Origin of the sequence: Pseudomonas promysalinigenes (assembly GCF_014269025.2) — a bacterium.
GTDB lineage: Bacteria > Pseudomonadota > Gammaproteobacteria > Pseudomonadales > Pseudomonadaceae > Aquipseudomonas > Aquipseudomonas promysalinigenes.
Genome location: NZ_CP077094.1, coordinates 944627 through 969751 on the forward strand (window position 1 = coordinate 944627; position 25125 = coordinate 969751).

A 25125-nucleotide genomic window follows, 5' to 3' on the forward strand; every position below is an offset into this window, starting at 1 on the left:
ACGATCATGGCTGCTAAAGACGTAAAATTCGGCGATTCCGCTCGTAAGAAAATGCTGGTTGGTGTCAACGTTCTGGCTGACGCGGTAAAAGCGACCCTCGGCCCGAAAGGTCGTAACGTAGTGCTGGCCAAGAGCTTCGGCGCTCCGACCATCACCAAGGACGGCGTTTCCGTCGCCAAAGAAATCGAGCTCAAAGACGCCTTCGAAAACATGGGCGCTCAGCTGGTCAAGGAAGTTGCTTCCAAGGCCAACGATGCAGCCGGTGATGGCACCACCACCGCTACCGTTCTGGCTCAAGCCATCGTCAACGAAGGCCTGAAAGCCGTTGCTGCCGGCATGAACCCGATGGACCTGAAGCGCGGCATCGACAAGGCCACTGCTGCCGTTGTCGCCGAGCTGAAAAACCTGTCCAAGCCATGCGCCGACTCCAAGGCCATCGCTCAGGTAGGCACCATCTCCGCCAACTCCGACAACTCCATCGGTGAAATCATCGCCGAAGCCATGGAAAAAGTCGGCAAGGAAGGCGTGATCACTGTTGAAGAAGGCTCGGGCCTGGAAAACGAACTGTCCGTCGTAGAAGGCATGCAGTTCGACCGTGGCTACCTGTCGCCATACTTCGTCAACAAGCCAGACACCATGGTTGCCGAGCTGGAAAGCCCGCTGCTGCTGCTGGTTGATAAGAAGATCTCCAACATCCGTGAACTGCTGCCTGTTCTGGAAGCTGTTGCCAAAGCCGGCCGCCCACTGCTGATCGTTGCAGAAGACGTCGAAGGCGAAGCCCTGGCTACTCTGGTGGTCAACAACATGCGCGGCATCGTCAAGGTTGCTGCCGTCAAGGCGCCTGGCTTCGGCGACCGCCGCAAGGCCATGCTGCAAGACATCGCCGTCCTGACCGGTGGCCAGGTAATCTCCGAAGAAATCGGCCTGACCCTGGAAACCACCACCCTGGAGCACCTGGGTAACGCCAAGCGCGTCATCCTGTCCAAGGAAAACACCACCATCATCGACGGTGCTGGTGTTGACGCCGACATCGAAGCACGCGTCAAGCAGATCCGCGCCCAGATCGAAGAGACGTCTTCGGACTACGACCGTGAGAAGCTGCAAGAGCGTCTGGCCAAACTGGCTGGCGGTGTTGCCGTGATCAAAGTCGGTGCAGGCACCGAAGTTGAGATGAAAGAGAAGAAAGCCCGCGTTGAAGACGCCCTGCACGCTACCCGTGCAGCCGTCGAAGAAGGCGTGGTGCCTGGCGGTGGTGTAGCCCTGGTTCGCGCCCTGGCTGCCATTGTCGACCTCAAAGGCGACAACGAAGACCAGAACGTCGGTATCTCCCTGCTGCGTCGTGCTGTTGAAGCTCCGCTGCGCCAGATCACTGCCAACGCCGGCGACGAGCCAAGCGTGGTGGCCGACAAGGTCAAGCAAGGTTCGGGCAACTACGGCTACAACGCCGCTACCGGCGAATACGGCGACATGATCGAGATGGGTATCCTCGACCCAGCCAAGGTCACCCGTTCGGCTCTGCAAGCTGCAGCTTCGATTGGCGGTCTGATGATCACCACCGAAGCCATGGTTGCCGACCTGCCGGAAGACAAGCCAGCTGCTGGCATGCCTGACATGGGCGGTATGGGTGGCATGGGCGGCATGATGTAAGCCAGCCTTACCCCCTGCACCATGAAAGCCCCGGTTCGAGAGAACCGGGGCTTTTTTGTGTGCGATGGGAATATGCCGCCAGGCGGCTTTGCGTCAGGCCAGGCGCTGTTCGCTGGCAGGTACTTGAGCCGGGTTTCTGCGGTACAGCACCAGATAATAAGAACCCAAGCCGATCAACCAGCAGAAAACCGCCGTCCACACGTTGTGCGACAGGAAATGCGCGCCCTGCAGCATCCTGCCCAAGCCCAGCGTGGAGCCTGCCACCAGGGCCAGGCAGAAGGCGGCGCGCGCCAGTTTTGGCTTGCGATCACGCAGCATGAAAAACAGGCCAAACAGGCAAAAACCGGTGGCCGCATGCCCACCCGGCCAGCACAGCCCCGGCTTGTCGGTGGCCGGGCGGTGTTCCAGCAGCTTGCTGTACGTTTCGGTGCCACCGAACTGAGTCAGGCTCCAAGGGCATTGCACCTGAGTCACCTTCTTCAGCGGGGTAACGAAGGCGGTCGACAGCCCAAGCGCCAATACCAGGCAACCCAGCTCGCGGCGCCAGCCGAACAGGCGTTTGAAGAAGAAGCTGCAGCCGAACGCGGCCAGCGAAATCAGCCCAAGCAGTATGACGCCCTGCTTGACCCGGTCATGCATGACGGTTTCCAGCAGGTAGCTGTGACGGCCTATGAACTGCCCGGCGGCGGGGTCGAAGAACAGGTTGGCGATATCCATGTCGATCGAAGTCAGCTCCAGCAGGAGCAAAGCCACGGCGACCGCTACTGGTACGCCAAGGTACAGCCAGAGATTGATCGGGCGCGAACGCGTGCGTTGTTGCATGACGACTCCAGGGATAAAAAGACCGGGCATTGTCAGGCGGGCGCTATGCTCTGTCCGTGAAGGATCAGTGAAAAAACTGTCAAGTTCGCTGAATTTGACCAAGGGCTGGTACAGTCCCGACGATGGCCTTAAGCTGCGCCTGCCGCGCACCCAAGCGAAGCGCCGCACAGGAGAACCCGATGCGTATTCTTTTGGTTGAAGACAACCGCGATATTCTGGCCAACCTTGCCGATTACCTGGGCATGAAGGGCTACACCGTCGACTGCGCCCAGGACGGCCTGTCGGGCCTGCACCTGGCTGCAACCGAGCATTACGACCTGATTGTGCTGGACATCATGCTACCGGGGATCGATGGTTATACCCTGTGCAAGCGCCTGCGTGAGGACGCCCGCCGTGACACCCCGGTGATCATGCTGACCGCCCGAGACCAGCTGGACGATCGCTTGCAGGGTTTCCGCTCCGGTGCCGATGATTACCTGCTCAAGCCTTTTGCACTCTCCGAGCTGGCTGCACGCATCGAAGCGGTGCTGCGCCGAGCCCAGGGCGGTGGGCGGCGGACCCTGCAGGTTGCCGACTTGAGCTATGACCTCGACACCCTGGAAGTCACCCGCCAAAGTCGCCTGCTCAAGCTCAACCCGGTCGGCTTGAAGCTGTTGGCAGTGCTGATGCAGAAAAGCCCGCACGTGCTGCGCCGCGAGGTGCTCGAAGAAGCGCTTTGGGGTGATGATTGCCCAGACAGCGACAGCCTGCGTAGCCATGTGCATCAGTTGCGCCAAGTGATCGACAAACCGTTCGACAAACCGCTGTTGCATACCGTCCATGGCGTCGGCTATCGCCTCGCCGAGGGCCGTGATGGAGTTTAAGCAAAGCCTTGCCCAACGCATCATCATCGCCTTTGCGCTGATGAGCGCACTGGTGGCAGGCGCCTTCGCCTTCGGGATCGTCGCCACCGTGCACCTGGTCGAGGAACGCCTCATTTCTTCGGTGCTCGGCGGTGACCTGCAGCGTTTGCTGCGTATGGACAGCATCAGCGATTGGAGCCACCGGCCAAGGCCCGACCAGTTGTTTTACTTCAGTGGCGGGCGCGATGATTTCGAGTTGCCCAAAGACCTGCGCCACCTCGACGCAGGGTTTCATGAGGTGTTTCGCGACCAGCTTTCCTACCATGCAATGGTCGAGATCGTCGATGGTCGGCGCTACGTGCTGCTGCAGGATCAAAGTGATTTCGAAGAGCGCGAGCGTGTACTGTTCGCTGTGGTGGTGGTGGGCTTCGTACTGAGCCTGGTACTGGCGGTGGTGCTCGGCTGGCTGCTTGCGCGCCGGGTGATGGCACCCGTTATCCGCTTGGCGCGGCAAGTTCGTCATCGCGATCAGTTGCTGGGCTTGGCCCCGCCCTTGGCACCCGACTACGCCGCCGATGAAGTCGGCCAGTTGGCGGTTGCTTTCGACGATACCCTGGGCCGGCTGCGGGATGCGTTGACTCGTGAGCGCTTGTTCACCAGTGATGTCAGCCATGAACTGCGCACGCCGTTGATGGTGCTGGCCACCTCGTGCGAACTGTTGATGGAAAACCCCAATCTGGACACGCGCTCGCGCAATCAGGTGGACCGCATTGCCCGTGCCACCGAAGAGATGCGCGAGCTGGTCAAGACCTTCCTGATGCTCGCGCGTGCCCAGCGTGATCAGGGGGCCGTGGCGTCTCAGGCCACGCTGTGTGAAGTCGCCGAAGACTTGATCGGGGTGTGGCGCGACACCATCGAGCAAAAAGGGCTGACGCTGCACTTCGACGGCCAGGCCAGCGCAGGGCCATTGCTGTACAACGCTACCTTCCTGCATTCGGTGATGGGCAACTTGCTGCGCAATGCTGCCCATTACACCGACAGTGGTTACATCCGTCTGACCCTCCAGGCCAATGGTTTCAGTGTCGAAGACAGTGGTGTAGGTATCCCGGAGGAGCAGCGCGAGGCAATGTTCAAGCCTTTCGTGCGTGGCGAGGAGCGGCGCGGTGAAGGCCTTGGCCTGGGCCTGTCGCTGGTGCAGCGGATCTGCGATGACCAAGGCTGGCGAGTGACATTGACCTCCACTGCACCGCACGGTTGCCGCTTCCAGGTGGATCTGAGCCAGAGCGCGGAAAAGACCGATCCATCGCAGTAATAGGCTGAAACATCCTTAGCGGAGCATGACGCTATTTTCACATCGGTATGACCTGTTTCCAACGCCTTGCTGCCTAACGTGGGGCGCATTGGAAACAGGAGCTACCCGATGCGCAGTCCGATCAAACTTGAATTTTCCGAGAAGTACGACCACCAGCACGCCAGGGCATACTTTCTCAAGCACAAGGATGGATTAGCCCGGCGCCTCTCCCACCTGCGTGACGAGCAGTTGGCCCGCCGCGCTCTGGCGTTGGCCGCAGACCCGGGGCTGGTCCTCGATCTGCCGTGTGGCGCGGGCCGTTTCTGGCCATTGCTGGCAGAAAAGCCCAACCGGGTGATCATCGGTGCCGACAATTCCCAGGCGATGATTCAGACAGCCTGTGCCGCACAGCCGCCAGAGGTGGTTGCGCGGGTACGGCCTTTGCAAACCTCTGCGTTCGCGATCGACTTGCCGGACAATTCCGTGGACAGCATCTTTTGCATGCGGCTGTTTCACCACATCGGCGAGGCGGCTCACCGCAAAACCATTCTTCGTGAGTTTCAAAGGGTTAGCCGTGACAGTGTAATCCTGTCATTGTGGGTGGACGGCAACTTCAAGGCCTGGCGGCGCAGCAAGCTTGAGCAAAAGCGCCTGGCCAGGGCCGAGCAGGGCAGCTATCAGAACCGGTTCGTGTTACCGGCAGAAACGGTTGAAGCAGAATTCAAGGCCGCCGGCTTCAGAATCCAGGAGCACCTCGACTTCCTGCCGTTCTATGCCATGTGGCGGGTCTATGTATTACGTAAGGGGTAGTGTTTGATGGCTGTAACCCAAAACGGGGATTCACGGTTCGATTATTACTGGCGCCAGCAGGGTGAATGGGTAGAGGAACCCAACCAGCGGCGTGGTGGTGAAAGTGGTGTGCAAAGGCTCGATGATGGCAATGGCAAGGTGCTGTACGCCAAACGTCAAGTTGGCCATATCTATCGCAGCCTGCTGCACCCATTCGGTAGGCCTACCGTGTTGCGCGAGCTCGATGCCCTGAACAGTTTCGAGCAATTGGGTGTGCGTGTGCCGCGCATCGTGTTCTGCGGCGCCGAGCGTGATGCTCAGCACCAATGGCGGGCGCTGCTGGTCAGTGAGGCCCTGGACGGCTTCGTCGAACTGGATACCTGGCATGCCCAAGGGGCCCGTGAACGCTACCCGCAGGTGGTTCATGAGCGCATGCTCAAGGACCTGGCCGAAAACTTGGCTCGCATGCACCTGGGGCACTGGCAGCATGGCTGCCTGTACGGCAAGCACGTTTTCGTCAAGGTGATCGGCGAGGGTGAGCAGGCTCGCGTCGAAGTCGCATTGCTGGATCTGGAGAAATGCAGACGACGCATCAGCTGTCAGCGGGCAGCAGGCAATGACCTGCGCCAACTGCGCCGCCACTCGTCGCTAAACGACACGGAATGGCAAAGGCTGCTCTACTTTTATCAGATGGCGTTTGGCAGCGCTGTCAAAGGGTTAGGGTAATGAAACTAGAAATCGCTCGAGCTTTGTTCCTGGCAGGTGGGCTGGCGGTGACCACGATGGCGGTAGCTGCCTGGGAGCAGCCGCGGCCAGTGGTTTTCAGCAAGGCTGACCAGTGCGCGGTGCCGCGTGCGGTCAAGGCACAGCAAAGCCAGGCCCAACCGGACCATGACCTGCTGTTGTTTCTTTTCGGCATGCGCCAGGGACTGCGGCCGTTCGGCTGATAGCGCTCGAGCACACAAAGGCCTCGCACTCGCGAGGTCTTTTTTATTGTGGCTAATCACCCTGCAAAGCTTGTAGCGGGCAGTCGGGGAACAGGTCAGCTAACAACAGGCTCGGTGGCTTGGGATTTGTGTGCCAGCAAGGTGTAGATGCAGGGCAGCACGAAGAGGGTGAACAGGGTGCCGATGGACATCCCGGTGGCGATCACCGTGCCGATATCGAAGCGGCTTACCGCACCAGCGCCACTGGCCAGGATCAGCGGGACCATGCCGAAGACCATCGCTGCGGTGGTCATCAGCACCGGCCGCAGGCGAATGGCAGCCGCTTGTTCGATGGCCTCACGTACATCCAGTGCTTTTTCATCGCGCAATTGGTTGGCGAATTCGACGATCAGGATGCCATGCTTGCTGATCAGGCCGATGAGCGTCACCAGCCCCACCTGGGTATAGATGTTCATGCTGGAGATGCCCAGGAACAAGGGTAGCAGCGCGCCACAGATCGATAACGGTACGGTCACCAGAATCACCAAGGGGGCGCGGAAGCTCTCGAATTGTGCCGCCAGCACCAAAAAGATGATCGCAAGTGCCAGGCCAAAGGTTACCCACAGGGCACTGCCTTCCTGCACGTACTGCCGCGCGGTCCCTGCATAGTCGAAAGAAAACCCCTCCGGCGCTTCTTCCTTGGCGATCTGCTGCACTGTCTGCAACGCATCGCCAATGCTGACGATCGGCACGCCCTGGATGATCGCCGAGTTCAGTTGCTGGAACTGATTGAGCTGGCGTGGGCGAGCTCGGTCAGTGACCGTAATCAGCGTGGACAAGGGCAGCAACTGCCCTTGCTGGTTCTTCACGTAGTAATTGTCGAGCCAGCCTGGGTTGTCACGGTAAGGCCGCTCCACTTGGGCAATCACCTTGTAGCTGCGGCCCTCCAGGGTGAAGCGGTTGATTTCCGCCTCGGCCAGCAGGGTGCCCAGCGTGTTGCCCAGGGTATCCATGGACACGCCCATCTGCGCCGCCTTGGCCCGGTCGATGTCGACCAGCACCTCGGGTTTGTCAAACGCCAGATCAATGTCCAGGAAGGCGAATTTGCCCGAGGCCTGTGCACGTTGCTTGACGCGCTGGGCGACTTCCAGCAGGGCTGTGTAATCCCCGGCGGTGTTGATCACGAACTGGAACGGCAGGCCCTCGCCGGTGCCCGGTAGCGACGGCAGGTTGAAACCGAATATCTGCAACCCAGCGATCTCTGAGAGCTTGGCCTGTACCTGCTGCAACAACTCCATCTGCGTGCGCTCGCGTTCGTTCCAGGGTTTGAGCAGAAAGCCACCTATACCGCTCTGCACCCCGTTGAAACCGTTGATCTGGAACGACGAATAGTACTCTGGAAAGCCTTTGAACAAAGGCGTGAACTGGTCTGTATAGGCGTTGAGGTAGTCGAGGTTGGCTGGCTGCGGGGAGCTGCTGATCATGAAGATCACCCCTTGGTCTTCATTGGGCGCCAGCTCGTTCTGAGTGAATTTGAGCAGTACCGGAATCAGGCACAGGATGATTACAGCGAACACCAGCACCACCGGGCGGCTGTCCAGCGTCGCATGCAGAACACGCTGGTAACGGCGCTTGAGGCCATCGAACAGCAGGTCCAGCCGATGTGCCAGCCCGCTGGGATTGTGCTCTTTGCGCAGCAGCAGGGCGCACATCATCGGTGACAAAGTCAGGGCGACAATGCCAGAGATAATCACCGCGCCCGCCAGGGTCAGGGCGAACTCCTTGAACAGCGCACCTGTGAGCCCGGTCAAAAAGCCGATGGGGGCATAGACCGCCGCCAGGGTGATGGTCATCGATACCACCGGCATGGCAATTTCCCGTGCGCCTTGCAATGCGGCATCGAGGGGCGACTCGCCTTGCTCCATATGCCGGTGGATGTTCTCCACCACCACGATGGCATCGTCGACGACCAGGCCGATGGCCAACACCATCGCCAGCAGCGTCAACAGGTTCAGTGAGTAGCCCATCATCTGCATGAAGAACAGCACGCCGATCATCGACAGCGGAATGGTCACCACCGGGATCAGGACCGAGCGCAGAGCGCCAAGGAACAGAAACACCACGACGATGACGATCAGCACTGCTTCGCCGAGGGTCTTGATGACTTCGTCGATGGAGGCCTGAATGAACAGCGTAGCGTCATAGGCGATCGATGCCTTCAGTGCGGTCGGCAGCTGGCTTTCGAGCTCGGGCATGATGCGCCGCACTTGCTTGATGACTTCCAGCGGGTTGGCCGCAGGGGTGGCCTTGATGCCGATGTACACCGATGGCGTGCCATCGAACGAGCTGACCGTATCGTAGTTTTCCGCGCCCATCTCCACGCGCGCCACATCGCCCAGCAGCACCCGACTGTCACCTGAGACCTTTAGTGGCAGCGCGGCAAAGGCTTCGGCCGATTTCAGCTCGGTATTGGCGTTGATACTGGTGACAACGTATTGGCCTTTCACCTCACCTGCCGCAGAGAGAAAGTTGTAGCGGCGCACGGCATCGGTCACGTCGCTGGCCGAAAGGCCGAACCCTGCAAGCTTCACCGGGTCCAGCCAGATGCGCATGGCGAACACCTGGTTGCCGAGGATTTCTGCCTCGGCCATGCCCGGCAGAGTGGCGAGCTTAGGCTGAATGACCCGCGACAGGTAGTCGGTGATCTGCGGGTTGCTCATTTGCTTGCTGTAGAAGCTGATGTACATCAGCGCCGATGCATCGGCCGCTTCCTTGCTCAGCACCGGGTCTTCAGCGTTCTGCGGCAGTTGGTTGCGCACCTCGTTGGCCTTGGCCAGCAGTTCGGTGAACAGGCGATCGCTGTCGGCGCCAATGCGCGCGTAGATGGATATGACCGAGAAGTTCTGCCGGCTGACGGACGTCATGTAGTCGATGCCTTCAGCACTCGCCAGGCTCTGTTGCAGCGGCTGGGTAATGTAGCCCTGAATGGTCTCGGCGTTGGCCCCGGGGTAGGCAGTGGTTACCGTGATCAGCGCGTTCTCCAGTTTCGGGTACTGGCGAATCTGCAGTTTGTTCCAGGCCTGCAAGCCCAGCAGCAGGATCAGCAGGCTGACCACGCTGGCCAGTACCGGGCGGCGGATGAATGGGTCGGTGAACGCCATGCCTGCCTCCTGCTCAGTCGTGGTTAGGGGCGCGCTGCTCGGGCGTGAGCGCGTTGTCTTGGGCAATACGGATGGCCGCCCCTGGGGTGAGTTTGAGTTGCCCGGCAGTCACGATCCGCTCCCCAGCCTCCAGGCCCTTGCTGACCACCACCAGGCCATCGCGGCGTTCGCCGGTCTGCACCGTACGCTGCTCGGCGCTTAGCTGTGGTTGGCCCTTGTCGTCGTTTTGCACGATGCCGTCTTTGTCCTTTTTTGGTGTGACGACGTACACCGAGTTGCCGTATAGGGTGTAGGTGATGGCGGTTTCTGGCACCACCACCTGGGGCTGCGGGTCGGGCAGCAGCACCTGCAGGTTGGCGAACATGCCCGGCAGCAATGTGTTGTCTGGGTTGGCCAGGGTCGCGCGCACCAGCAAGTTACGCGTGTTTTCGTCGACCTTGGGGTTGATCGCGCTCAGGTGTGCTGGGAATGTCTGGCCCGGATACGCCGCAACCTGTACCAGGGCCTGCTGGCCGAGGCTCAAATGGGGCAGGGCCTGCTCGGGTACGTTGAAGTCGACGTACAGGCTGGAAAGATCCTGCAGTGTGGCAATCACCGTACCGGCAGCCAGGTATTGGCCGATGTCCACCTGGCGGATGCCGATGGTGCCACTGAATGGCGCATTGATGCTCTTCTTGGTTTTCTGCGCTTTGAGCTGCTCCACCACTGCCTGATTGCGTCGATATTGAGAGGACAAGCGATCGAACTCGCCGCGGGAGATGGCGGCATCCCCCACCAATTGGCTACCGCGACCGAAATCGACCTTGGCCAGGCCCAGGTCGGCCTGGGCGGTGCCGAGCAGGGCGGTTTCCTGGTCATCGTTCAATTGCAGCAGCGGCTGCCCGGCTTTGACCTTCTGCCCGGAGTCGAAGTACAGCGCCTTGACGATGCCTTCCACCTCCAGGCTCAGCTCTACACCCTGGAGCGCTTTGAGGCTGCCCACTGCTGGCAGGCGTTCCTGCCATTGGCGCTTTTCGGCCACGGCCGCCGCAACGGTGATTGGCGGGCGAGGCGCAGAGAACGTCTGGATCTGCTGATAGATCGAGAAGCCTTTGTAGCCCCCAAGGGCCAGCACGATCAGCACCACGACGGCCAACATGATGAGCATGCGGCGACGTACCATAGGTCCGGTTCCTTGGATGCGGGTTTGTTTTGGTTATGGCACGACAACGGGCGGTCCTGCCCACGTGCGGATCATGGAAGTATTGCAGAAGGGAAGGGGATTGCCTGTATTGATCCCAACGCGGCTATAACCGCATCTACAGGGCTGCCCGCTCAACGGGTTTGTGCAGCCCCCATAGGTGCGGCCTTGGCCGCGAACAGCCAGGGCAGCCAGGCACGAATCAGACCAGGTGCAGATGGTTGTCCCAGAACCCGGACGGCAGGTCCATCGGTTGCCCTATCAGCTCGGCCTTGCGGCAATCGTAGAAGCGGCAGCGGCCCTGCCCGGAAGTGACGACGAATCCATTGTCGACCGCACCGACCCCGGCGCAATCAGGCATGGGTGCGTCGAGCTTGACCGCACCACTGTCCAAGTCCCAGACGAACAGGCGATTTGCCCGCGGCGCAGTCAGTGCCACCAGGCGCAGTTCGCTGTGGATGGCAACGCTGGCGGTGTACTGGGCCATCGATTGCAGTTGCCGCTCCGGCACAGGGAACGCCTTGAACGGCTCGCCGGGGCGCTTGATCGCCAGCAGTTCTGCGGTCTCGTCGGCAGCCCCCATGAATTGCTGGCAGGCGGCGATGGTGCCATCGTCGCCCACCGCCAAGTGGCGAATGCTGTTCATCTGCTGCGCCAGGGTTTCCTTGCTCAGCAGGGTGCCGTCGCGCTGCATCAGTACCAGGCTTGGCTGCATCGCATCGAGGTTCATCTCGACCCGGCTTTCGGCCTCTGTGCGGATGCCGCCATTGGCCACGACCAGCGTTTCGCCATCAGGCAGCCATGCCACTTCATGGGGGCCGATGCCGTGGGTCGGGATTTCGCCGGTGTGCACCAGGCGCTCACCCTCGAAGCGATACACGCCCAGCACACCACGGCCTGGGTCGGTGGTGTCGTTCTCGGTGGCGTACAGCCACTCACCACCTTTGTGGATCACCGCATGGCCGTAGAAATGCCGGTTTGCTTGCGAAGTGATGGTTTGCAGCAAGCGCCCGTCCCGTAAATCCACCAGATAACTTTCGGTGCCCGGGCGACGGGCTACGAACAGGGCGATCGGCAGTTGCGGGTGATTGATGATGGCATGGCAACGTTGGGCAACCTGGGTGCAGAACACCTGGGTACCGTCCAGGCGGAAGCCGACCGCATAGTGCTTGCCGTCACCATCGTCACGCGCCGACAACAGCAGAAGTTCGCTGCCTTTGTTGCGCAACAGGGTCCAGCCGCCCAGGGTCAGGGCGCTGAGCAACACGCTACCGAGTTTGAGGGCCTGGCGTCGCAGCATGGTCAGTCACCGTCGTTGGCATTGAAGCCCAGCTGAATGTTCAGCGCTTTAGCCAGCTCGCCTTCGTGCAGGCGGTGAACAGCGTTCAGGGCATCGTAGATCTGGTTGAGCGTTTGCTGGCCGGCGTCGTCGGCCAGCAGTTCGCCGAGGGTCTTGTGGTTGTCGGCCAGCAGTTTGAGGGCCGTAGCGTAGGCGTCGTCGATCTTCTGCGCCAGCGCTTTCTGATCGCCGGGCAGCAGGCCGCGCAGGCCCTGATTATCGACCCCGACCCACACTGCCTGGGCCGCTTTGAGGGTTTCCTCAAGGCTGGTGAGCGAGGAGTGGCTACGCCAGGCTTCGGCTTGCAGGGGCTGGGCGATGCCCTTGCTCTGACGGCCCATTGGCGCACCCAGTTTCTTCTTCAAGGTGTCCAGGGCTGTGACCTGGGAGCGCAGCAGGTCGGCGATCGCCTCGTGGGAGTCGGCATAGCGCTGGTTGGGGAACTTGGTCATCTGCGAAAGCATGCCGTCGGTGCTGTTCCAACCTTTGAGGATTTCCTCGGCCAGGTTCTTCTGATGCTCGCCGATGGCAACCAGCAGTGGGCAGTACCGGGCCTTCTGTTCGGCCGTGGCGACGTCTGGCTTGCTGTCGAACAGGATGTATTCGTAGGCCGACAGGCCGCGCACGACCACGCTGGCTTTGCCCAAGGCATCGGCATCGACCGGCTTGTCGCCATTGACCAGCTGTTCGACCTGACGCCCCACCAGGTTTTTCTTGTCAGGCCAGAACTGTACTTGCCAGGCGCGGTTGCCCTCGGCCAGCGGCCCGACCAGCAGAGGCTGCAGCTGTGCCCAGGCTTTCTGCGCGTTGAGGAAGTCGGCACGGGCCGTGTCCAAGCTTTCCTTGCCCTCACAGTAAGCCAGTGCACTGGCAGCCAATTGGCGGTCGGCTTCGACCCAGCGGCTGTAGGTCGGCAGGATCACCTGCTTGGCAATCGCAGCGGAGGTCACTGCCTGTGGGTCTTGCGGCGAGCAAGCACCCAAGGCGAGTGCGGCGAGGCTGGTGAACAACAGTTTGGGTCGGAACATGCCCGGCTCCTTACGCGTATTAAAGTGAGTTCAGAAAGGCCAGCAACGCGGCGCGTTGCTCGGCATTGAAGGTCAGCACATGGTCGCGCGCCCGCTGGGCTTCCCCGCCATGCCAGAGCACGGCTTCGAGCAGATTGCGGGCGCGCCCGTCGTGCAGAAACTGGGTGTGACCACTGACTGCTTCGGTCAGGCCGATCCCCCATAAGGGCGGGGTACGCCAGTCCTGGCCGTTGGCGCTGAATTCGGTACGTTCGTCAGACAGGCCTGGGCCCATGTCGTGCAGCAGCAGGTCGCTATAGGGGCGGATCACCTGGCTTGCCAGTTCCGCTTGCGCGGTATTGGCGGCGGTGGTGAACTGCGGCACGTGGCAGGCCTGGCAACCGGCCTGGAAGAATAAGTTCTTGCCCGCCAGTACGTGTGGCGCGTCAACGTCGCGACGGGCTGGGACGCCCAGATTACGGGTATAGAAGGTGACAAGGCGCAGGATATTGTCGCTGACTTCCTTCTCATCGCCCTCACCATTGCCATTGGGTGCGGCCAGGCAGTCGACCTGGGCCGCTGTACAGTCGTCCTTTGGTTGCAATGTGCTGGTCAGGCCCATGTCGCCCACGAAGGCGTGCGCGTTCTGCTGATTGACATTCGGCTGCCCCGCCTTCCAGCCGAAACGGCCCACCACAGTCTTGCCTTGGGCGTCGTCCCACACCCGGTTGGCGCGGCCGCGGATACCGTCATGGTTGCGATCATCCGGGTCCTCATTGGCCAGAATCGCCGCTTCCGGGATGGCTTCGAGCAGGCCCAGGCCGATCATCGGCGGCGCCACGCGTGCCGAGAAGCGTGTATCCGGGTGCATCGGGCCGTAGCCGAGCTGGGTGATCTCCAAGCTCGGGCGGCGCAATTGTACCGTATGGCCGTCCTTGAAGGTCACGGTCTGGGTGCTGTAGCTCACTCTGACCTTGCCTTCTGGGGCCACACCTGGGATGGCCATGTCCTGCAGCTGTGTGCCGTAGACCGGTTCAGGAACCACGCCCAGGCGCTCGATCACTTTGGCCAGATAAGGCTGGTCGGGGATCGACAGGCGCACCAGCATGCCTACGGCATTGCTGTCGCCGGGCTCTGGCGGGTGGCCACGGCCATCGCGCACGTGGCAGTTCTGGCACGCCGTGGTGTTGAACAGTGGGCCCAGGCCGTCACGCGCGGTGGTGGTGGACGGTGCGATCACCCATGGGTTGCGGAAGAAGCTGTTGCCCACTGCGAAATCCAGCCGCCGCTCGGCCGAGAGATTGGCCGAAGGTAGAGAAAACGCGTTGCGGTCCTGGCGCAATACCGTTGCCTGGCCGCCAGACAGCGCTTCGCCGGGCTCGGCCTGGGTAAAACGCGCAGCGTCATCACAGGCGGCAAGGGCGAGGGTCAACAGCAAAAGGGCGAATCGGGACAGCGGCGAGGACATGCACAATCCTGGACGTGGACGAAAAACCGGCGTGCAAGCTTAGCAGGACGGCGATGTTTGAATAAGAGCAATTTGCAATTAGGCTGATGAAAAGAGTGTGAAACACCGATGTTTCATGAAACGCTGTGGGCCCTCTCGCGGGTGAACATGCTTCCGTCAGTCCACACACTGCGCATGCTCCGAGGTGATCGGCAGCGCTGGGCTTGAGCTGCCACAAGGCGGGCACATAAAAAAGGCGGCCCGAAGGCCGCCTCTGTTAGCAACGCCAGAGCTGATCAGAAGTCGTGATCGGCGGTGTCCGGGTTGAGGTTGGCAATGCCCAGTTTGCTGGCAGCTTGCTCGATAGAGCCGGTTTGCTTGACCAGCGAAGCGATGGCATCGCGCACGATCTGGTTGCCGGCAGCGTTGTCGGCGGCGATCAGCTGGTCGTAGTGCTCACCTTTGAGGGCGTGGTCGACCATCACCTGGATTTTCGCTTCGGTGGCCTCAAGGTCAGCCTTGAGGGTCGCGTCGGTCGCAGGGTCCACTTTTGCAACCAGCGAAGACAGGCTCGGGCCGGTCATCTTGGTGCCGTCGACCCGGGTGTACTCGCCCAGGTAGACGTTGCGGATACCCTTGGCATCGTAGAAGTGCGAGTAGTGGGTGTTGTCGCTGAAGCAGTCCTGCTCGTCTTCAGGCGAGTTGGCTTCCAACGAAACCTTCATGCGCTCGCCGGCCAGTTCGCCCAGCGACAGGCTGCCCATGCCGAACAGCATCTTGCGCAAGCCATCGGTCACAGGCTCTGCTTCAAGGGTGGCGCGGTAGTTGTCGGCGACGTTCGGCGCCCAGTTGCCGACCATCTCTTCAAGGTCCTTGACCAGCAGGTCGGTCACCGCCTTGAGGTAGGCACGACGGCGGTCGTTGTGCCCACCAGTGGCGCCATTGCCTTCCAGGTAGTCCGTGTAAGGACGGTTGCCGGCACCCGGGCCGGTGCCGTTGAGGTCTTGGCCCCAAAGCAGGAATTCGATGGCGTGGTAGCCGGTGGCGACGTTGGCTTCCGAGCCTGCCAGCTCATTCAGGCTGGCCAGCTTCTGCGGGGTGATATCCTTGACGTCGACCTTCTCTTCGCCCACTTGAATTTCGGTGTTGGCGATGATGTTGGCACTACCGGCTGGGTTACCCAGGGCGTGTTCGTAGCCCTGGTCGACGTAGTCGATCAGGCCTTCGTCCAGAGGCCAGGCGTTCACTTGGCCTTCCCAGTCGTCGATGATGGTGTTGCCGAAGCGGAATGCCTCGCTTTGCAGGTATGGAACGCGGGCGGCGGCCCAGGCCTCTTTGGCGGCTTTTAGCGTTTCTTCACTGGGCTTGGCCAGAAATGCATCCACGGCGCCTTGCAGGGTCTTGGCGGTACTCAGCGAGTCGCTGTAAACGGCATAGACCATTTCAGTGTAATGCTTGACCACGGCCTTGCCGGCCGCCTCGTCGACGGCCCCGGGCGCCGCAGCGTTGGTGCTGGCGGCAGCCGGTGCCTGAGCTTGCGGAGCGGCGGCCTTGTCATCCTTGCTTTCGCCGCAACCTGCGAGAGCGATGGCAATGGCCAGCAGACTGGCGGAGGCCAGAGGCATACGAATCATTATGGGTTTCCTGCGTCGTGTGGTTGGACCATGGGGTTGGGCCGTGCGCCGTGGCACGCGAAACGACAACATCATGCGAAAGATTTGCATTTGCTGTAAAGGGGTGGCCTCGCAATTCATGCAAATGCGAGTCAGTGCCCTTGGTCGAAGCAGGCGTTACAGCACCGAAACCTGATTGCGCTGTGCCTGTTTGAGATAACTGGTCAGCTCGCGCGCGGTCAACGGCTTGCTGTAGTGGTAACCCTGACCTTCATGGCAGCCTTGGGCGATGATGTAGCTTTCCTGCTCGGCGGTTTCCACGCCTTCGGCGATGACCTGCATGCCTAAGCTTTTGCCCAACTGGATGATGGCCCGAACGATGGTCGCGTCGTCATCGTCATCGAGCAGGTCCTGGACGAAGCTTTTGTCGATCTTGATCTTGTCCAGCGGCAGAGATTTGAGATAGCTGAGCGAGGAGTAGCCGGTGCCGAAGTCATCAATGGCGATCAGCGCCCCTGAGCGTCGCAGGCTAAGCAGGTGCTGGGCGGCGGTGCTGATGTCTTCCATCAAGCCAGTTTCGGTAACCTCAAGCTCCAGGCTGCGAGGTGGCAGACGGTAGGCCTGCAGTAGGTTGTTGACCACCCGCGGCAGTTCATTGTGGTGCAACTGCACGGTGGACAGGTTGACTGCCATGCGCAGCTCGCTGAAGCCCATGTCGTGCCATTCGCGCAGTTGCCGGCAGGCTTGGTCGAGCACCCATTCGCCAATACCGATGATGCTGCCGTTCTGTTCGGCCAGCGGGATGAACTGGTCAGGTGGGACCATGCCCAGCTCCGGGTGCTGCCAGCGCAGCAAAGCCTCTACGCCGACCACGCGCTGGTCGCGGTAACTGATCTGCGGTTGGTAAACCAGGTACAGCTGGTTGCGTGGCAGGGCTTCGCGCAGGTCCTTTTCCAGTTCGCGGCGGCGGCGCATTTCGCTGTCGACACTGGCGATATAGAACTGATAGCGGTTGCGCGAGCGGGCCTTGGCCAGGGTCATGGTCTGCTCGGCCTTCTGCAACAGCTTTTCGGTACTGTCACCGTCTTCAGGGAACAAGGTGATGCCGATGGTGGCGCGTAGGCGGATCTGCTGCAGGTCCAGCCCGAACGGTTGTTCCAGGTCGTCGAGGATACTCTGGGCCAGTTCTGCCGCCTCGTACGGCTGTTCGATATTGGCCTGGACCATGGCGAACTGGTCGCCCCCCAGGCGCGCCAGGGCGCCCAACCGGCCACTGTGGGCCCGCAGGCGGTCGGCCAGTGCCAGCAGCAACTGGTCGCCAGCCTGGTAGCTGAACTGCTCGTTGATACCTTTGAAGTCGTCCAGACCCACGCACAGTACCGCCACCCGATGCTGCAGGCGGCCGGCATCGGCCAGGATCTTGTCCAGTTGCGCCTGCAACTGTTGACGGTTGGGCAGCCCGGTCAGAAAGTCGTACTGGGCCATGCGCTGCAAGCTGTTTTCGGCTTCATGGCGCAGATGGGTGTTGCGTTCGATCGAGGCCAGCAGCTGGTTGGCGGTGTTGACCCAGATGCCCAGCTCATTCTTCTCGTGCCCCTTGAGCAGTGGTATCTGATGCTGGCTCGGGCGATCCGGGTTGATCTGGGTCAGGTGCTCGATGATCTTGGACAGCGGTTTGGTCAGCAGCCAGTGATAGACCAAATAAAGCACCAAGCCCATCGCCAGGGCTCGCAGTACCCCGGAAATGAAGATGATCACCGCGTTGATGAGAAACTGTTCGCCATAAGCCGCGGTATCGAGGGTGATGCTCAGGTCGCCGTAGTACTCGCTGTAGGGGCCTCGGCCGACCAGCTGAGTTGTGTAGGCGCGCTCCTGCCCGAGGATCAGGTCGGTCAGCCAGCGCATCGGCATGTCCTGGAGGGGGCGAGACTTCTCGGCCAGCATGGTTTCATTGGGGTGGCCGATCGAGGCCATGCGCACCGACTTGTCCTGGAACAGGCCTTCCATCACTTGCATGCCCATTTCCCTGTCGAGGCTGTACACCGCCTGGGTGGAAGGGTCGCGGAACATGTCGAGGATACGTTGGGCGTCGTTGTTGACGGCTTGGCGTATCTTGTAGGTGTCATAGACGATTTGCGCGCAACTGAGGACCACGCCAACGGCCAGCGCTGAAAGGAGCACGACCCTGAGCAACTTGACCGACAAGCTGTTCCGCAATTCCAGCTTCAATGGGGTTTCCTTAATCCATGCGCATGGCGGCATTTTGCCATTAACATTGGCAATACACTATTAGCCGACCTTGGCTAGTGTATCGGTTGCTCGATCCTGCAACTTGAGTGCGCGCGATCAAAATTCCTGACGTTTGATGTTAGCGTGCTGTGCGCGCTGAGCAAGACCCCAGGTTCATCAGCCAGGCACAAAAAAGCCCGGCACTGGGCCGGGCTTCTCGTTCAAGGCTGATTGACTCAGGCCTTGAAGGTCTTGCCTTCGAACTGCTCGGCAACGAATGCCCAGTTGACCAGGTTCCAGAAAGCCTCGACGTACTTAGGACGCAGGTTGCGATAGTCGATGTAGTAGGCGTGTTCCCAGACGTCGCAGGTCAGCAGTGGGGTGTCACCGCTGGTCAGCGGGCAGCCAGCGCCGATGGTGCTGGCCAGGGCCAGGGAACCGTCAGCTTTCTTGACCAGCCAGCCCCAGCCGGAACCGAAGGTGCCGACCGAAGTCTTGGTGAACTCTTCCTTGAACTTGTCGAAGGAACCGAATGCGGCGTTGATGGCATCAGCCAGGGCGCCAGTCGGCTGGCCGCCGCCGTTTGGCGACAGGCAGTTCCAGTAGAAGGTGTGGTTCCAGACTTGAGCGGCGTTGTTGAAGATGCCGCCCGAAGAGGCCTTGACGATCTCTTCCAGGGACTTGCCTTCGAATTCGGTGCCTGGGACCAGGTTGTTCAGGTTCACGACATAGGTGTTGTGGTGCTTGTCGTGGTGATACTCCAGGGTTTCCTTGGAGATGTGCGGCTGCAGGGCATCGTGGGCGTACGGCAGCGGCGGCAATTCAAAAGCCATGGTGGATCTCCTGATTCAGGTCTGTTTGCGGTTTGCGCAAGGCCGATCACGGGCGGCCCGATATACGTCGGCGAGTTTTTACTCTTTGCGACGCAAGGGCTGGATCATAGCACCGGCCCCGGCGCATAACCACGCAACAAAGATAGGGAATAGAGGTTCCAGAGCGGTTGGCCGCCGCCGACCGGTGGTGCTCGTCTCGGGGTTTGTAGCGCCTGTGACCATCGCCAGCTCAGTTGAAGATCAACTGAGCCGCCACGGCAAACATCATCACCGCCACCATCAAATCGAGCATGCGCCACGTGGCCGGCCGTGCCAGCCATGGCGCAAGCCACGCCGCACCGATGGCCAGGCTCGAGAACCACACCATCGAGGCGCTGGCGGCACCTGCCACATAAGCCCCGGGCACTGGCTGCTGGGCACCAAGCGAGCCAATCAGCAGTACCGTGTCGAGGTAGACGTGGGGGTTGAGCAGGGTAACGGCCAGGGCACTGAGCAGAACCGCCTTGCGCGAGCGCATGCCCTGGCCCTCCTGGTGCTGCAGGCTTTGCTTGGCGCAGGCGCTGCGCAATGCCTTGGCCCCATACCACAGTAGAAACACCGCACCACCCCAGCGGGCGATGGCCAGCAGGGTAGGGTTGTGGGCCAGGACCGTGGCCAGGCCGAACACCCCGGCTGCCACCAGGATGGCATCGCAGACGATGCACAGAGCGGCCACGGGCAAGTGGTGCTCGCGGCGCAGGCTTTGAGCGAGCACGAAGGCGTTTTGTGCACCGATGGCCATGATCAGGCCGAAGGCCACCAGCATGCCGTTGAGATAGCTTTGCCACATGGCGCGTGCTCCAGTTATGAACTGCCATTGAAGATGCTGGCCATTGTGGCGAGCAGCGCTGTATAAGAAAAACAAATAAAGCTGATCTCTCATTAGGAAAATCGATGTTCGACTATAAGCTGCTTGCCGCCCTGGCGGCGGTGATCGAGCAAGGCGGTTTCGAGCGCGCCGCACAGGTATTAAGCTTGTCGCAATCGGCCATTTCGCAACGGATCAAACTGCTCGAGGCGCGGGTCGGCCAGCCGGTACTGGTGCGCGCCACCCCGCCTAGCCCGACTGAAGTGGGCCGGCAGTTGCTCAACCACGTTCAGCAGGTGCGCTTGCTTGAGCGCGACCTGCAGCGCCAGGTGCCAGCGTTGGACGAGCAGGGGTTGCCCGAGCGCTTACGCATCGCCCTCAACGCCGACAGCCTGGCGACGTGGTGGTCTGGGGCGATTGGCGCTTTCTGCGCCGAGCATCAGTTGCTCACTGACCTGGTGGTAGAAGACCAGGAGGTGGGCCTCAAGCGCATGCGTGCCGGCGAGGTGGCCGCCTGCCTGTGTGGCAGCGAGCGCCCAGTGGCGGGCGCTCGCAGCCTGCCGTTGGGTGCCATGCGTTACCGGGCGCTGGCTAGCCCTGCCTTCATGCAACGCTATTTCCCCCAAGGCTTTAAGGCGCAGCGGTTGGCTCGTACACCAGCGATCGTCTATGGGCCGGACGATTTCCTGCAGCATCGCTACCTGGCATCGCTGGGAATAGAGGACGGTTTTCTGCACCATCTGTGCCCCTCTTCGGAAGGCTTTCTGCGCATGGCCGAGGCTGGCTTGGGTTGGGGGTTGGTGCCTGAATTGCAGGCCCGTGAGCAGTTGTCCAATGGCCTGTTGGTAGAAATCTGCAGCGATACCCCCATCGATGTGCCGCTGTACTGGCATCATTGGCGCAACGGCGGGCAATTGCTCGCGCAACTGACCGAACACCTGCGGCAAACGGCACAGCATTGGCTGGTGCCCTTGTAGCGGCGGCTGACGTCTGTTGCATCTGAAATCAAGGCGGAGTCATACATGCAAATTCTGGTCACCGGGGCGAGCGGCTTCATCGGCGGGCGCTTTGCGCGCTTTGCCCTGGAGCAGGGCCTGGCTGTGCGGGTCAGCGGCCGGCGCGCCGAAGGCGTGGAGCACTTGGTCAAGCGCGGTGCGCAGTTCATACCTGGCGATCTGGCGGATCCTGAGCTTGCCCGGCGGCTGTGCCAGGGCGTCGAAGCGGTGGTGCATTGCGCGGGGGCGGTGGGCAACTGGGGGCGCTACCAGGACTTCTACCAGGGCAACGTGACAGTCACGGAAAACATCGTCGAAGGCTGCCTCAAGGAACATGTTCGACGGCTGGTGCACTTGTCATCGCCATCGATCTACTTCAATGGCAAGGCGCGCCAGGGTATCCGCGAGGACCAGGTACCGCGCCGGTTCCATGATCACTATGCGCAGACCAAGCACATCGCCGAGCAGAAAGTATTCGGTGCCCAGGAGTTCGGCCTGGAAGTGCTGGCGCTGCGTCCACGGTTCGTCACCGGCGCAGGTGATGCGAGCATTTTCCCGCGGTTGATGCAGATGCAGCGCAAGGGCCGGCTGGCAATCATCGGCAATGGCCTGAACAAAGTCGACTTTACCAGCGTGCACAACCTCAACGAGGCGTTGCTCAGTGCGCTATTCGCCCAAGACCGTGCCCTGGGCCAGGCGTACAACATCAGCAACGGGCAGCCGCTGCCTTTGTGGGACGTGGTCAACTATGTGATGCGCCAGATGCAGTTGCCGCAGGTGACGCGCTATCGCGCCTACGGGCTGGCCTATAGCCTGGCGGCTTTGAACGAGGCGGCTTGCCTGCTCTGGCCAGGGCGCCCGCAGCCGACGTTGACGCGCCTGGGCATGCAGGTGATGAGCCGCGATTTCACCCTGGATATCAGCCGCGCCCGGCAGTATCTGGATTATCAACCCAACGTCAGCCTGTGGACGGCGCTGGATGAATTCTGCGCCTGGTGGAAGCATCAACCCTTGGGGCAATGAACCGGATCGGTAGATGATGGTCATCAGAGCGCCGCTTGAGCGGTTTATACTCATGTCTCTTTGCTACTACCGCGGTTGAAGCCACCTATGCGTAACGATGCCCACGACGATTTCGATGACGTACCCACTTTGCGTGCCGGTACCCCCGATGACGACGAACTGCTGCCTGCGCATGTTTCGCGCAGCCGTCAGAAGGCAGCCCGGCCAGCCAGCAGCGGAGCGCTGTGGGCGTTGCTGATCGCAGCGTTCATCGCCCTCGCCGGGCTGGGCTGGTGGAGCTTTCAGCAAATCTCGCTGATGGAGCAGCAGTTGGTGGCCACCCAGGAGAGCTTTGCGCGTATCAGCGAAGAGGCCGCCGGGCGCTTGCAGGCAATCAGCGGCAAGGTCGCTGCCAGCGAATCTTCAAGTACCAGCGGTAGTGAGGCCTTGAAGCTGCAGATCCGTCAGTTGCAGGCCAGCCTGGCCGAGCAGGGCAAGCAGCAGCAAGGTGTGGCCGGGCAGGCAGGAGACCTGGGCAAGCGGCTGGAACAAGTTCTGGCCGATACTCGCGAGCAGCAAAAGGCGGTGACTGAGCTTCAGAACCAATTGCAAGCTCAACTGAAGGCGGTGAATGCCGAGTTGGCGGCGTTGAAGTCGGGGCAGGTGGACGGCGGCAAGCTTGATGGCCAGTTGAAGAGTCTGAGCGACGAAGTGGCGGCGCTTAAGAAACAGGGCAGCCAGAAAGCTGCAGTGGAAAGCCTGGAGCAAGATGTTCTGGTGCTCAAGACCCAGATGGAAAGCCGCTCAGCGTCTTCAAATGGGGCGACCGTGCAGGAGTTCGATGCATTCCGCGGGCAGACCACGCGCAACCTCAATACCCTGCAGAGTCAGATTCAAAACCTGCAGCAGCAGATCAACGCTCGGCGTTGAAGGTGATTGCAGCGGGCTTACCCTGGAATGGGCCGCCAAGCGGCCCATGTCCGGGTCACAGGCGTGGGTAATCGATGTACCCCACCGGGCCCTTTGCATAGAAAGTCTCAGGATGCGCCTCGTTCAACGGCGCATCCGCTGCCAGCCGCGCCGGCAGGTCCGGGTTGGCGATAAATGGCACACCGAACGCTACCGCATCGGCTTTGCCCCCCGCCAGGGCGGCATTGGCGCTGGCCTTGTCGAAGCGCTCGTTGACGATATACGGGCCACCGAAGGCTTCCTTGATCAGCGGGCCAATGCTGTCGTCGGCTTCCTTCTCCCGCGAGCAGATGAAAGCGATGCCGCGTTTGCCCAGTTCACGTGCCACATAGGTGAAGGTCTCGGCGCGGTTGGCATCACCCATGTCATGGGCGTCGGCGCGTGGCGACAGGTGCACGCCCACGCGGCCAGCCCCCCACACGCCGATGGCTGCGTCGGTGACTTCCAGCAACAACCTCGCGCGGTTTTCCAAGGAGCCACCGTAACGGTCGGTGCGCTGGTTGGTGCTGGTTTGCAGGAACTGGTCAAGCAGGTAGCCGTTGGCGCCATGGATTTCCACACCGTCGAAGCCGGCGGCCTTGGCATTCTCGGCCGCGCTGCGGTAGGCCTCGACGATATCGGCGATTTCTTCGGTTTCCAGGGCGCGCGGGGTGGGGTAGTCGCTAAGTGGGCGCACCAGGCTTACGTGGCCCTTGGCTGGGATCGCGCTGGGTGCTACTGGCAGTTCGCCGTTGAGGTAGCTGGGGTGAGAGATACGGCCGACGTGCCACAGTTGCAGGAATATCCGCCCCCCTGCGCCATGGACGGCCGAGGTGACATTGTTCCAACCACGGACCTGCTCATCGTTCCAGATGCCAGGCGTGTCTGGATAACCTACGCCCATGGGTGTGACCGAGGTCGCTTCGCTTAGAATCAGCCCAGCGCTGGCGCGTTGAACATAGTATTCGGCCATCAGGGCGTTGGGAACGCGGCCGTCATCGGCCCGGCATCGAGTCAATGGCGCCATGATGATGCGGTTGGGCAACTGCACATCGCCCAGTTGGATCGGATCGAAAAGCGTTGTCATAACGGTTACCTGCCTTGTCAAAGCGCTTGGCGCAGTTGTTCGAGAAATGCCTCGATGGTGGCTTCGTTGCGTTTGAAAAAGTGCCATTGACCGACCTTCTGGCTGGTGATCAGACCCGCCCGTTGCAAGGTGGCCAAGTGGGCTGACACGGTGGACTGCGAGAGCCCGCAGCGTTGGTCGATCTGCCCGGCGCAAACACCGTTTTCGGTGCTGTGGTACTGGTCGGGAAATTGAGCAGCCGGGTCTTTCAGCCAGCTTAGGATTTCTCGCCTGACCGGATGGGCCAGCGCTTTTATGATTTCGTCGAGATCAAGTGGCATGGGGTGAGGCTCGTGCTGTAGCGGTATATCGCGATACAACGAAACGTACATCGGTATTTAGCGATATACAAATACGAAGAGGTTCTGAGCTGAGTGCAAATCGCTATATCGCGTTATAACGATATGCGAGATCAGGGTGCTAAACTGCCGGCATGAATTACTTGGCACATCTGCACCTTGGCGGCTCTGCTCCGCAGCAAATGCTCGGCAGCCTGTATGGCGACTTCGTCAAAGGCTCGCTCGAAGGGCGTTTTCCGCCTGCGCTAGAGGCAGCGATCAGGCTGCACCGGCGCATTGACAGCTTCACCGACCAGCACCCATTGGTATTGGCTGCGCTGGCGCGTTTTCCTTCATCGCGACGGCGCTTTGCCGGCATCGTGCTGGATGTGTTCTTCGACCATTGCCTGGCCCGACACTGGGGGGATTACGCTGAACAGCCGCTGGCGCAGTTCACTGGAGCGTTTTATCGAGTGTTGCTGGCTGAGCCTGAGTTGCCAGGGCGGCTGGCGCGGATCGCGCCCTCCATGGCGGCAGATGATTGGCTGGATGCCTATGGCGACTTTGCCACGCTGGAGCAGGTGTTCAAGGGTATTTCCCGGCGCCTGTCGCGGCCTGAAGGGATGGCTGGGGTGATGCATGAGCTGGAACGCCTGTACGAGCCGCTGCTGGCGGATTTTCGTGCGTTCTACCCTCAGCTGCAGGCGTTCGCTGCGACCGGTCGGCAGCCCGGCAGTTGAGCTTGTGTTGTCTTCGCCGGCCTTTTCGCAGGTCAAGCGCCCACAAAGCCAGTGCGGAATCTG

Annotated in this window: 22 protein-coding genes; 10 read left to right on the top strand and 12 right to left on the bottom strand. The window is 61.0% G+C overall.

What is annotated here, in order from left to right:
- Positions 1 to 6: 6 nt before the first annotated feature.
- Positions 7 to 1647, top strand: coding sequence for a chaperonin GroEL (gene groL, locus HU725_RS04440; RefSeq protein ID WP_060478110.1), 1641 nt, complete (start codon positions 7 to 9; stop codon positions 1645 to 1647).
- A 93-nt stretch (positions 1648 to 1740) separates the two neighbouring features.
- Here the strand turns inward: groL and HU725_RS04445 are convergent, their stop codons facing one another.
- On the bottom strand, positions 1741 to 2469 hold the full coding sequence (locus HU725_RS04445; protein WP_186477501.1) for a phosphatase PAP2 family protein: 729 nt from the start codon (positions 2467 to 2469) through the stop codon (positions 1741 to 1743).
- Positions 2470 to 2648: 179 nt separating this feature from the next.
- On the opposite strand from HU725_RS04445, the gene colR reads away from it, so the two are divergent.
- The 5 genes from colR to HU725_RS04470 all read left to right on the top strand — a co-directional run bounded on the left by colR (position 2649) and on the right by HU725_RS04470 (position 6338).
- Positions 2649 to 3332 (top strand): two-component system response regulator ColR, encoded by a 684-nt coding sequence (colR, locus tag HU725_RS04450; protein WP_060478108.1) that lies wholly within the window; start codon positions 2649 to 2651, stop codon positions 3330 to 3332.
- Positions 3322 to 4623, top strand: coding sequence for a sensor histidine kinase (locus HU725_RS04455; protein WP_060478107.1), 1302 nt, complete (start codon positions 3322 to 3324; stop codon positions 4621 to 4623). The genes colR and HU725_RS04455 overlap by 11 nt, the downstream gene beginning before the upstream one ends.
- A gap of 108 nt (positions 4624 to 4731) precedes the next feature.
- Positions 4732 to 5412, top strand: coding sequence for a class I SAM-dependent methyltransferase (locus HU725_RS04460; RefSeq protein WP_186477502.1), 681 nt, complete (start codon positions 4732 to 4734; stop codon positions 5410 to 5412).
- A 6-nt stretch (positions 5413 to 5418) separates the two neighbouring features.
- Complete coding sequence (locus HU725_RS04465) at positions 5419 to 6117, top strand: lipopolysaccharide kinase InaA family protein (RefSeq protein WP_186477503.1); 699 nt, start codon at positions 5419 to 5421, stop codon at positions 6115 to 6117.
- Positions 6117 to 6338 carry a hypothetical protein gene (locus HU725_RS04470; RefSeq protein WP_186477504.1) on the top strand — a complete coding sequence of 74 codons (222 nt, stop codon included), beginning with the start codon at positions 6117 to 6119 and terminating at the stop codon, positions 6336 to 6338. Before HU725_RS04465 ends, HU725_RS04470 begins: the two co-directional genes overlap by 1 nt.
- Before the next feature lie 95 nt (positions 6339 to 6433).
- Here HU725_RS04470 and HU725_RS04475 read toward each other — a convergent pair whose 3' ends face one another.
- From HU725_RS04475 to HU725_RS04515, 9 genes are all read right to left on the bottom strand, one after another.
- Positions 6434 to 9478: a multidrug efflux RND transporter permease subunit gene (locus tag HU725_RS04475; RefSeq protein ID WP_186477505.1), complete on the bottom strand. Its 3045-nt coding sequence runs from the start codon at positions 9476 to 9478 to the stop codon at positions 6434 to 6436.
- Between the two features lie 13 nt (positions 9479 to 9491).
- On the bottom strand, positions 9492 to 10640 hold the full coding sequence (locus tag HU725_RS04480; RefSeq protein WP_186477506.1) for an efflux RND transporter periplasmic adaptor subunit: 1149 nt from the start codon (positions 10638 to 10640) through the stop codon (positions 9492 to 9494).
- Between the two features lie 220 nt (positions 10641 to 10860).
- On the bottom strand, positions 10861 to 11958 hold the full coding sequence (locus HU725_RS04485) for a DUF1513 domain-containing protein (RefSeq protein WP_186477507.1): 1098 nt from the start codon (positions 11956 to 11958) through the stop codon (positions 10861 to 10863).
- 2 nt (positions 11959 to 11960) lie between these two features.
- Positions 11961 to 13025 carry an imelysin family protein gene (locus HU725_RS04490; protein WP_186477508.1) on the bottom strand — a complete coding sequence of 355 codons (1065 nt, stop codon included), beginning with the start codon at positions 13023 to 13025 and terminating at the stop codon, positions 11961 to 11963.
- 19 nt (positions 13026 to 13044) lie between these two features.
- Positions 13045 to 14472 carry a di-heme oxidoreductase family protein gene (locus HU725_RS04495; protein ID WP_186477509.1) on the bottom strand — a complete coding sequence of 476 codons (1428 nt, stop codon included), beginning with the start codon at positions 14470 to 14472 and terminating at the stop codon, positions 13045 to 13047.
- A 275-nt stretch (positions 14473 to 14747) separates the two neighbouring features.
- Positions 14748 to 16085, bottom strand: a complete 1338-nt coding sequence (locus HU725_RS04500) for an imelysin family protein (RefSeq protein WP_186477510.1) — start codon at positions 16083 to 16085, stop codon at positions 14748 to 14750.
- 156 nt (positions 16086 to 16241) lie between these two features.
- Entirely contained in the window at positions 16242 to 18293 is a 2052-nt protein-coding gene (locus HU725_RS04505; RefSeq protein WP_186477511.1) for a putative bifunctional diguanylate cyclase/phosphodiesterase, read from the bottom strand.
- A 236-nt stretch (positions 18294 to 18529) separates the two neighbouring features.
- The gene (locus HU725_RS04510) at positions 18530 to 19126 is read right to left on the bottom strand and encodes a superoxide dismutase (RefSeq protein ID WP_009686825.1); all 597 of its coding nucleotides are present in this window, start codon (positions 19124 to 19126) and stop codon (positions 18530 to 18532) included.
- A gap of 229 nt (positions 19127 to 19355) precedes the next feature.
- Positions 19356 to 19955 (bottom strand): LysE/ArgO family amino acid transporter, encoded by a 600-nt coding sequence (locus HU725_RS04515; RefSeq protein WP_186477512.1) that lies wholly within the window; start codon positions 19953 to 19955, stop codon positions 19356 to 19358.
- 104 nt (positions 19956 to 20059) lie between these two features.
- On the opposite strand from HU725_RS04515, the gene HU725_RS04520 reads away from it, so the two are divergent.
- From HU725_RS04520 to HU725_RS04530, 3 genes are all read left to right on the top strand, one after another.
- Positions 20060 to 20950, top strand: coding sequence for a LysR family transcriptional regulator ArgP (locus HU725_RS04520; RefSeq protein WP_186477513.1), 891 nt, complete (start codon positions 20060 to 20062; stop codon positions 20948 to 20950).
- Positions 20951 to 20995: 45 nt separating this feature from the next.
- Positions 20996 to 21991: an NAD-dependent epimerase/dehydratase family protein gene (locus HU725_RS04525; protein WP_060478095.1), complete on the top strand. Its 996-nt coding sequence runs from the start codon at positions 20996 to 20998 to the stop codon at positions 21989 to 21991.
- Positions 21992 to 22078: 87 nt separating this feature from the next.
- Positions 22079 to 22900 carry a hypothetical protein gene (locus tag HU725_RS04530; protein WP_060478094.1) on the top strand — a complete coding sequence of 274 codons (822 nt, stop codon included), beginning with the start codon at positions 22079 to 22081 and terminating at the stop codon, positions 22898 to 22900.
- 55 nt (positions 22901 to 22955) lie between these two features.
- Here the strand turns inward: HU725_RS04530 and HU725_RS04535 are convergent, their stop codons facing one another.
- A complete protein-coding gene (locus HU725_RS04535; protein WP_186477514.1) occupies positions 22956 to 24005 on the bottom strand; it encodes an alkene reductase in 1050 nt (349 codons plus the stop codon).
- Between the two features lie 17 nt (positions 24006 to 24022).
- On the bottom strand, positions 24023 to 24325 hold the full coding sequence (locus HU725_RS04540) for an ArsR/SmtB family transcription factor (RefSeq protein WP_060478092.1): 303 nt from the start codon (positions 24323 to 24325) through the stop codon (positions 24023 to 24025).
- Between the two features lie 152 nt (positions 24326 to 24477).
- Between HU725_RS04540 and HU725_RS04545 the strand changes: the two genes are divergently transcribed.
- Positions 24478 to 25062: an acyl carrier protein phosphodiesterase gene (locus tag HU725_RS04545; RefSeq protein WP_186477515.1), complete on the top strand. Its 585-nt coding sequence runs from the start codon at positions 24478 to 24480 to the stop codon at positions 25060 to 25062.
- The last annotated feature ends 63 nt before the right edge of the window (positions 25063 to 25125 follow it).

Excerpts from the sequence above, each read along its gene's own strand:
- groL (WP_060478110.1), top strand. The coding sequence starts at position 7 with ATGGCTGCTAAAGACGTAAAATTCGGCGATTCCGCTCGTAAGAAAATG.
- HU725_RS04445 (WP_186477501.1), bottom strand. The coding sequence starts at position 2,469 with ATGCAACAACGCACGCGTTCGCGCCCGATCAATCTCTGGCTGTACCTT.
- colR (WP_060478108.1), top strand. The coding sequence starts at position 2,649 with ATGCGTATTCTTTTGGTTGAAGACAACCGCGATATTCTGGCCAACCTT.
- HU725_RS04455 (WP_060478107.1), top strand. The coding sequence starts at position 3,322 with ATGGAGTTTAAGCAAAGCCTTGCCCAACGCATCATCATCGCCTTTGCG.
- HU725_RS04460 (WP_186477502.1), top strand. The coding sequence starts at position 4,732 with ATGCGCAGTCCGATCAAACTTGAATTTTCCGAGAAGTACGACCACCAG.
- HU725_RS04465 (WP_186477503.1), top strand. The coding sequence starts at position 5,419 with ATGGCTGTAACCCAAAACGGGGATTCACGGTTCGATTATTACTGGCGC.
- HU725_RS04470 (WP_186477504.1), top strand. The coding sequence starts at position 6,117 with ATGAAACTAGAAATCGCTCGAGCTTTGTTCCTGGCAGGTGGGCTGGCG.
- HU725_RS04475 (WP_186477505.1), bottom strand. The coding sequence starts at position 9,478 with ATGGCGTTCACCGACCCATTCATCCGCCGCCCGGTACTGGCCAGCGTG.
- HU725_RS04480 (WP_186477506.1), bottom strand. The coding sequence starts at position 10,640 with ATGGTACGTCGCCGCATGCTCATCATGTTGGCCGTCGTGGTGCTGATC.
- HU725_RS04485 (WP_186477507.1), bottom strand. The coding sequence starts at position 11,958 with ATGCTGCGACGCCAGGCCCTCAAACTCGGTAGCGTGTTGCTCAGCGCC.
- HU725_RS04490 (WP_186477508.1), bottom strand. The coding sequence starts at position 13,025 with ATGTTCCGACCCAAACTGTTGTTCACCAGCCTCGCCGCACTCGCCTTG.
- HU725_RS04495 (WP_186477509.1), bottom strand. The coding sequence starts at position 14,472 with ATGTCCTCGCCGCTGTCCCGATTCGCCCTTTTGCTGTTGACCCTCGCC.
- HU725_RS04500 (WP_186477510.1), bottom strand. The coding sequence starts at position 16,085 with ATGATTCGTATGCCTCTGGCCTCCGCCAGTCTGCTGGCCATTGCCATC.
- HU725_RS04510 (WP_009686825.1), bottom strand. The coding sequence starts at position 19,126 with ATGGCTTTTGAATTGCCGCCGCTGCCGTACGCCCACGATGCCCTGCAG.
- HU725_RS04515 (WP_186477512.1), bottom strand. The coding sequence starts at position 19,955 with ATGTGGCAAAGCTATCTCAACGGCATGCTGGTGGCCTTCGGCCTGATC.
- HU725_RS04520 (WP_186477513.1), top strand. The coding sequence starts at position 20,060 with ATGTTCGACTATAAGCTGCTTGCCGCCCTGGCGGCGGTGATCGAGCAA.
- HU725_RS04525 (WP_060478095.1), top strand. The coding sequence starts at position 20,996 with ATGCAAATTCTGGTCACCGGGGCGAGCGGCTTCATCGGCGGGCGCTTT.
- HU725_RS04530 (WP_060478094.1), top strand. The coding sequence starts at position 22,079 with ATGCGTAACGATGCCCACGACGATTTCGATGACGTACCCACTTTGCGT.
- HU725_RS04535 (WP_186477514.1), bottom strand. The coding sequence starts at position 24,005 with ATGACAACGCTTTTCGATCCGATCCAACTGGGCGATGTGCAGTTGCCC.
- HU725_RS04540 (WP_060478092.1), bottom strand. The coding sequence starts at position 24,325 with ATGCCACTTGATCTCGACGAAATCATAAAAGCGCTGGCCCATCCGGTC.
- HU725_RS04545 (WP_186477515.1), top strand. The coding sequence starts at position 24,478 with ATGAATTACTTGGCACATCTGCACCTTGGCGGCTCTGCTCCGCAGCAA.